We start from the raw sequence: 6,841 nt of genomic DNA, 5'->3' as shown, positions 1-6,841 counted from the left end.
GTGCTGGTGTCGCTCTTAACTGCCTTACGCCAACCATAGATCTGGGATTCGTGTAATGACAGTTGCCTCGCTGCCGCAGCTACTCCSACTTTCTCTGCTAGCTTCAGGGCTTCTGCTTTAAATTCAGGGGAATGGATAATACGTTTTTTCTTGCTTGTCATGGTTCACCTCGTTAGTGATTGTACTCACTTAACTCGATGTCCAAAACTGCTGGTGCGGATCATAGTACAGAGCAACCAGATATTGGTCGCTGGCGTTGGTTGCATCTGCCGCAACCTCAAACGTCATCACTTCATAAAATGGTGTTACCGCGGGGCCTCCTGCACCCACCTCTGTACCTTCTTGACCTGGAGAGATATCAACACCACCAGTTTCGACTGATTTCCATGTGCCGACTAATTTTGCGAGTGGACCAAAATCCATACCATTGATTGTGTTATGGTCGGCTATTGCTGGAGCCGAGATTGCTGTTGCGATACCAAGTGCTAATAATTTTTTCACTTTCACTTTCACTTCCTTTTTATTAATTATCTGACCGCAATGAAAGTAAAGTTATTGTGAGACTCGTTTATTAACCTAGATCAGTGTTGTTGGCTAATATGAAATCGAAGTGTAAGCTGATGTATCAGTCAATAAGGGGATGTTAATGCGTTTAAATATTGAACAGGAAACTTGGTTTCTTATCCAAATTTGAGGGAATCTAGTAGGTTTACTTTTCTCTTGAAGTAGAGGTCAGTTATCTGGTTTGAGGTCGTCTAAACTTAAAGTTTGTATTTCAATAAATATGACAATTTGGGCTTTAAAACGTTCTCGAAATAAATGCAAATTAGTGCTTTACCTCAACTTAACTTGAGGTATTAGGATATGCAACGTTGCTTACGAGAATACTTTAAGGAGAGAAGAATGATCCAACTTGAACATGTAAATTTAGTCGTTAAAGACATCCCAGAAATGCTGACTTTCTACAAAGCGGCGTTCCCTCATTGGTATGTTCGTGACGAAGGTAAGGGCGAATGGTCAGGTAAGCCACGTAACTGGTTGCACTTTGGAGATGAGTATCAATACATCGCAATGAGTGATCATGGTGAGGGTGAGAATAGAGATTTAGATGGGCATTCTGTTGGCCTCGCGCACTTCGCTTATGTGACCAGTAATATCGAAAGCGTCACTCAACGTCTTATCGATGCGGGCTTCCCGATTGCTAAACCCGGCGCTGAAGAACCTTATCGAAAAAATGTCTACTTTGTAGATCCGGCTGGCTTTGAAATCGAGTTCGTTGAATATCTGAGTGATGATCCTAAGCTGAGAAATGCTACAAGTTAGCAGAATCGTTAGGTAGGAAAACTGAAAAAGGCATTGTGGAACACTCCGCAATGCCTTTTTAGATTGATTAGCTAACTGTTCTTTCGCTCGTTGTTCTACCTAGCTTTGAACGACACCAATAGTTGTTTCCCAAACACATTAATAAGCGCGCCAGTCACAATCAGGCCACCACCAAGATATGTCCATATTGATGGGATCTCATTGAAGATCCATACGCCTAACAATGCAGAGAAGACGATTTGAACATAAGAGTAAGCCGAAGCTTTTCCTGCTGCTTGAGTTTGCATTGCCTTGGTTAAACCGTATTGGCCAATTTGAGTGAATACCCCAACCAAAACCAACATCACGGTTAAGAATAGGCTTGGCATTACAAAGTCGTTCCAAATAAGCGCTGTCGATATTGGTAAAGCTACTAATGGGAAGTAGAAGATGATGACAGAGCTGTCTTCCGTTTGGCTAAGCTTTCTCACAATCACATAAGCGATTGAGCTACCAAACGCTCCAAGTAATGCCACCAGAATACTGAATAACGGCAAATCGCTGCTTACGTTACTGTTCATACTTGGTTGTACCATCACCAATAAGCCCGCAAGACAAAAGGCAATGCAGATCATGGTCGATTTCTGGACTTGCTCCTTGAGGAATAACACGCCAAGCAGGGCAGTAAACACGGGGTGTACGTACTGTAGAATGGTTGCTTCTGCTAGCGGTAACGTAGTAACTGCGAAGTACACACACATCAGCGCCGCAGTGCCAACTGCACCTCGAACAAACAACAGTGGTTTGTTGTTACCCCAGATAGAAATGCCTTTTCGTTTTACGTCAATATAGCTAATGATCAAAGACACTAACGCCCTTGCCGCAACAATCTCAAATACAGGTATGCCATAGTTGCTGATGTATTTCACACAGGCTGACATCAGTGCGAATCCAAAAGCGGAGAGGAGCATGAATCGAACCCCAACAGGGATCATTGAAAAAGAGAAAGAAGGCATAAAAATATCAATCGGTTGAGGGAGAAGGAATCATAGCTCAGTTTAAGAGAGGCGACCAAAGTCTTTGTCTTTTTCTCGTCAACTTGATTCAATTAATTCTCATTTCTGCTCTTTTACTTATTACGGATACATCAATGTACCACCAAACCTACATCACATTTTGTCTCACATAATATCGACCATAGCTCAATTTTATAAAATCAACATCAACAGAAGGTGACGCTAATCCAACTCTGATTTATAGGGCATTTTAATTGTCCTTATCACTCATATCATTCCTGTGAATTTGTAATGAGAGATATGTTCTATGAAACCAAAAAATACCTTACTCATATCCACACTTGCGCTTTGCTCTTTTAGTTCAGCGACTTATGCCGATACCATTTTGCATGCATTTAACTGGAAATATTCAGATGTGACAGCCAATGCTAATCAAATCGCCGAAGCTGGTTACAAGAAAGTACTGGTTGCTCCGGCAATGAAATCTAGTGGGACCCAATGGTGGGCGCGTTATCAACCACAAGATCTACGCACGATTGATTCTCCATTGGGGAATAAACAAGATTTAGCGACAATGATTGCTGCGCTGAAAAGCGTCGGTGTTGATGTTTACGCGGATGTTGTACTTAACCATATGGCGAATGAAAGCTGGAAGCGAAGTGACTTAAACTATCCTGGTACAGAAGTGCTAAACGAGTATGCCAGCCGTTCAAGCTACTATGCTGACCAGACTCTTTTTGGCAATTTAGCGCAAGGTTTTGTGTCGGCTAACGATTTCCATGCTGCAGGCTGTATTACAGACTGGAACGATCCGGGACATGTTCAATACTGGCGTTTGTGTGGTGCTGATGGCGATACCGGGCTACCCGATCTCGACCCAAACAACTGGGTAGTGTCACAGCAACGTTTGTATTTGAAGGCGCTAAAAGAGATGGGTATCAAGGGCTTCCGCATTGATGCGGTGAAACATATGAGCCAGTACCAAATCGACCAAGTATTTACACCAGATATCACATCGAACATGCATGTATTTGGTGAGGTGATTACCAGTGGTGGAGCAGGAAACAGCGGCTACGAGTCATTTTTAGCACCTTATCTGAATAATACCAACCACTCAGCGTATGACTTCCCGTTGTTTGCTTCGATTCGATCGGCGTTCTCTATGGGCGGTGGTTTGAACCAACTGCATGATCCAAGAACGTACGGCCAAGCACTCGATGATAATCGTTCGATCACTTTTGCGATCACACATGACATTCCAACCAACGACGGCTTCCGTTACCAAATTATGGATCCACAAGATGAGCAGCTTGCTTATGCGTATATCCTTGGTAAAGATGGCGGTACGCCGTTGATCTACAGTGATGATCTTCCTGATTCAGAAGACAAAGATAATGGTCGTTGGGGTAATGTTTGGAATAGCTCGAATATGAAGAATATGCTGAGCTTCCATAATGCGATGCAAGGTAAGTCGATGACGATGATTTCGAGCGACCAATGTACTTTGCTGTTTAAGCGTGGCAAAGAAGGTGTTGTTGGAATTAACAAGTGTGGCGAAACGCGTGACGTGACGGTTGATACCTACCAATATGAGTTCAATTGGCATGTTCAATACAAAGACGTATTAAGCAGCGCGACAGAAACCATTTCTTCTTGCTATCATACGTTTAATCTGCCACCACGCAGTGCGCGTATGTTTAAGCTTTAATGCTTATTCTATAGAGCGAACACCACTGGTAAAAAGCATAAGCCGTAGCACGTGCTGTGCTTATTCGTATCTGGGCTTAAGGTCTATCGCTCTTGTTAATCGGTAATTACACCAAACCAATGGTTCTGATGAGATAGTGCTTTCAGTAACTCGATCTCTTTCTCTGTCTCTTGTTTCAGCCATTCAATCAAGTCGTTGATCACAGCAGAGTGAGTACGCTGGTGGATGAAGTAGGTCCAAGCACTGTGTTGAATCTTGGCATTTTGCGGGCAGTGCAAGAAACCTCGTTGCAAATCCTGCAAGACCAAAAGCAGATCCGTTACCGTGACGCCTTCACCGGATAAGCAAGCACTGAGTGCCATATCCAGAGATAAGAAGCTGGTATTTCTAACGGGTTTTGTCGGTGGCGATTTGACATCGGCCAGCCATACCTTCCAGTCATGGTGATCTAAAGTCGGGTGAAGCCTTGGCATGGTTAAGATCGAATCGAGGTCGGTATTTTGCTTAGTCAAACCTAAAGCATTGGTTAAGCTTGTGGAACACACGGGTGCCATAAACTCTTCACGTAAGAAGGCGATGTCAGGAGCGTTGTCATAGCGGCTTTTGAATCGAGTATGGAAGATCAACAGGTCATACTCACTACTATTAATGGCTTCATCTTCTTCTATAACAGGAACAATAACGATCTCGTAATCTGGGTAACGCTCGTTTAATTCACGAACCTTAGAGATCAACACGCGCGTAGCAAAACTCAGGGTTGCCTTTATCACGATACGTTTCTGTTTGGGTTCACTCCAAGATGCGATAACCGATTCGATACTGCCGTAGCTTTCCCGCAAAGCGACATACAAATCATGACCTTGTTCTGTTAATTCAATCGCTCGATGTTTACGAATGACCAAAGATGCGTTCAGCTCATCTTCAAGCTGTTTTATCTGACGGCTAATCGCACTCTGTGTCACGTTGAGTTCATCGGCAGCGAGTGTAAAGCTCATAAGCCTTGCAGCCGCTTCGAAGGCTTTTAAGCCATTATGTGAGGATGGCAGGTTAGGATATGGGGTCATAATTCACTCGCATGAGTTTTTGGAATGTTAGAGTCGCAAATTTATCAATTGAACGCTAGTCCCATCGATCGTATTTTGGTCGAAATTAACCGAGGCGCTCATGAAAAAAATACTCACTCTTGCATTCCCTTTGATCATTTCACAGCTGATATCCATGGCTTTAGTCCTTACTGACGTTTGGATGATGTCGCGAATCAGCGTGTCAGCCCTTGCGGTTGGTGGCTTAGGCGCGTCTATCTACTTTTTTATCTTCATTATCGCGAGCAGCACGGTAGGCTGTGTCGCGAATTTGATTGCGATCGCTTATGGTCAACGAGTGGCTCGCCCTGAATTTGGTAATAGTCAAATTCGGTTGGCAGTGAAAGGCGCAACCATGCTGGCATTTGTACTTAGTGCGCTCTTAATGGCAAGCTTCTGGTTAGCCCCATTAGTGTTAGAAGCCGCCAAGCAACCACAGGAAGTGATTACCTTAGCGATGGAATACGTGCATGCTCTTAAATGGGTGATGTTGCCTTCGCTTATCTTATTGGTGTTGCGTGGCTTAACCAGTGCGTTTGGCAATGTACGTTCTATTTTAGTGATGTCGATAATCACGGTAATTCTGAATGTTCCAGTGAGCTATTTCTTAACCTTTACATTGGATATGGGATTAACCGGACTTGGGCTAGGTACCGCGATTGCGGCATTTATGGTGATGATTGGTTACACGATTTGGGTATTCAAGCGTGACGAATTCAAACAATTTGCCCCTTGGCTACACACAGAAGAGTACTCCATTAAGCTGATGAGCCCTTTGCTATTGATGGGCTTACCTATCGCGATTGCAGCGTTGCTTGAGCATGGCTTGATATACGGTGGAACCTTGATGGCAGGGACGATCAGCATAGCCTCTCTGGCGCTTCATCAAATCCTGCTGCAATGCTTGAGCTTTACTTGGAACTTCAACTTCGGTTTCTCGCAAGCTGCGGCAATTTTGGTTGGCCGTGATTATGGCGCAGGCAACTATGAAGGTATCAAAAGAACCTCGATTCAAAGCTTTATATTAGTGTCGGTGTTGAGTGTCGCCTTGTCTGCCGTGTTCATCATATGGCCTGAGATGATCGCTTCTATCTTCAAGCTAGACGACGGCACTGGCGCAATGACATCGCTATTGGCTTCAGTGATCTGGGTCGTCGCTCTGTGCTTTATTGTTGATGCTTGGCAACTGTTGGCGATTAACCTGCTAAGAGGGATGAAGATTGTCTCTATGCCAACGGTGATGACTGCCATTGGTTACTGGATGTTTGGCCTGCCTGCTGCTTGGTACTTGATGCCAAAATTCGAGCTAGCAGGGATCTGGGGTGGGATCGGCGTTGGCTTAGGTGTGACCGGTATTCTATTGCTCATTCATTTGATGGTCGTGCTTAATAAGAACAGCAAGGCTCCTGATGTAGGTTGTTCTGCTTATTCTTAAGCTTTTTAGTGAGATTATTACCGACAATAAAAAGGTTCATCGCGGCTTTCCGGGGAAAGCCGCTTTTATCTTCAAGAAGAAGTAGTCTGTATCTCGATACCCATATCCCATTCGCTTGATTAGTTTTATCTTGTTGTTTATCCCTTCCAATGTGCAGGTGTTAAGCGGATAACTTGCCGATGCGATAATGCCGTGAAGATAAGGACTCAGTTTTCGTGCGAACTCTTGCAATGGCTTAATTCCACTCTCCTGTACTTGTGCCCACCACACCTCCTGTACTTGTGCCCACCACACCTCC

The 6,841-nt window shown here is 44.1% G+C and carries 7 protein-coding genes and 1 pseudogene; 3 read left to right on the top strand and 5 right to left on the bottom strand.

Translation table 11 applies throughout. From position 1 onward, the window contains the following. Positions 1–161, bottom strand: a 161-nt coding sequence (locus L1D11_RS22180; protein WP_239862662.1) for a transposase, incomplete at its 3' end; no start/stop codon positions are given. A 61-nt stretch (positions 162–222) separates the two neighbouring features. Beyond that, positions 223–501 (bottom strand): annotated as a pseudogene (locus tag L1D11_RS22175) (hypothetical protein); the annotation flags it as partial. Between the two features lie 402 nt (positions 502–903). On the opposite strand from L1D11_RS22175, the gene L1D11_RS22170 reads away from it, so the two are divergent. Continuing rightward, on the top strand, positions 904–1,323 hold the full coding sequence (locus tag L1D11_RS22170) for a VOC family protein (protein WP_239834652.1): 420 nt from the start codon (positions 904–906) through the stop codon (positions 1,321–1,323). 95 nt (positions 1,324–1,418) lie between these two features. Here L1D11_RS22170 and L1D11_RS22165 read toward each other — a convergent pair whose 3' ends face one another. Then, positions 1,419–2,318 carry a DMT family transporter gene (locus L1D11_RS22165; protein WP_239834651.1) on the bottom strand — a complete coding sequence of 300 codons (900 nt, stop codon included), beginning with the start codon at positions 2,316–2,318 and terminating at the stop codon, positions 1,419–1,421. Between the two features lie 307 nt (positions 2,319–2,625). On the opposite strand from L1D11_RS22165, the gene L1D11_RS22160 reads away from it, so the two are divergent. After that, positions 2,626–4,026: an alpha-amylase family protein gene (locus L1D11_RS22160; protein WP_239834650.1), complete on the top strand. Its 1,401-nt coding sequence runs from the start codon at positions 2,626–2,628 to the stop codon at positions 4,024–4,026. Positions 4,027–4,121: 95 nt separating this feature from the next. Here L1D11_RS22160 and L1D11_RS22155 read toward each other — a convergent pair whose 3' ends face one another. Next, complete coding sequence (locus tag L1D11_RS22155) at positions 4,122–5,090, bottom strand: LysR family transcriptional regulator (RefSeq protein ID WP_239834649.1); 969 nt, start codon at positions 5,088–5,090, stop codon at positions 4,122–4,124. A 100-nt stretch (positions 5,091–5,190) separates the two neighbouring features. On the opposite strand from L1D11_RS22155, the gene L1D11_RS22150 reads away from it, so the two are divergent. After that, entirely contained in the window at positions 5,191–6,543 is a 1,353-nt protein-coding gene (locus L1D11_RS22150; protein ID WP_239834648.1) for an MATE family efflux transporter, read from the top strand. Between the two features lie 36 nt (positions 6,544–6,579). Here the strand turns inward: L1D11_RS22150 and L1D11_RS22145 are convergent. Continuing rightward, on the bottom strand, positions 6,580–6,841 hold a 262-nt coding region (locus L1D11_RS22145; protein WP_239862800.1), incomplete at its 5' end, for a transposase.

It is taken from the genome of Vibrio sp. Isolate32, assembly GCF_022397955.1.
Classification (GTDB): Bacteria; Pseudomonadota; Gammaproteobacteria; order Enterobacterales; family Vibrionaceae; genus Vibrio.
This window is presented reverse-complemented; position numbering and strand designations above follow the sequence as displayed.

What these genes read in the sequence shown, in the direction of transcription:
- L1D11_RS22170 (WP_239834652.1), top strand. Translation starts at nt 904, where the DNA reads ATGATCCAACTTGAACATGTAAATTTAGTCGTTAAAGACATCCCAGAA.
- L1D11_RS22165 (WP_239834651.1), bottom strand. Translation starts at nt 2,318, where the DNA reads ATGCCTTCTTTCTCTTTTTCAATGATCCCTGTTGGGGTTCGATTCATG.
- L1D11_RS22160 (WP_239834650.1), top strand. Translation starts at nt 2,626, where the DNA reads ATGAAACCAAAAAATACCTTACTCATATCCACACTTGCGCTTTGCTCT.
- L1D11_RS22155 (WP_239834649.1), bottom strand. Translation starts at nt 5,090, where the DNA reads ATGACCCCATATCCTAACCTGCCATCCTCACATAATGGCTTAAAAGCC.
- L1D11_RS22150 (WP_239834648.1), top strand. Translation starts at nt 5,191, where the DNA reads ATGAAAAAAATACTCACTCTTGCATTCCCTTTGATCATTTCACAGCTG.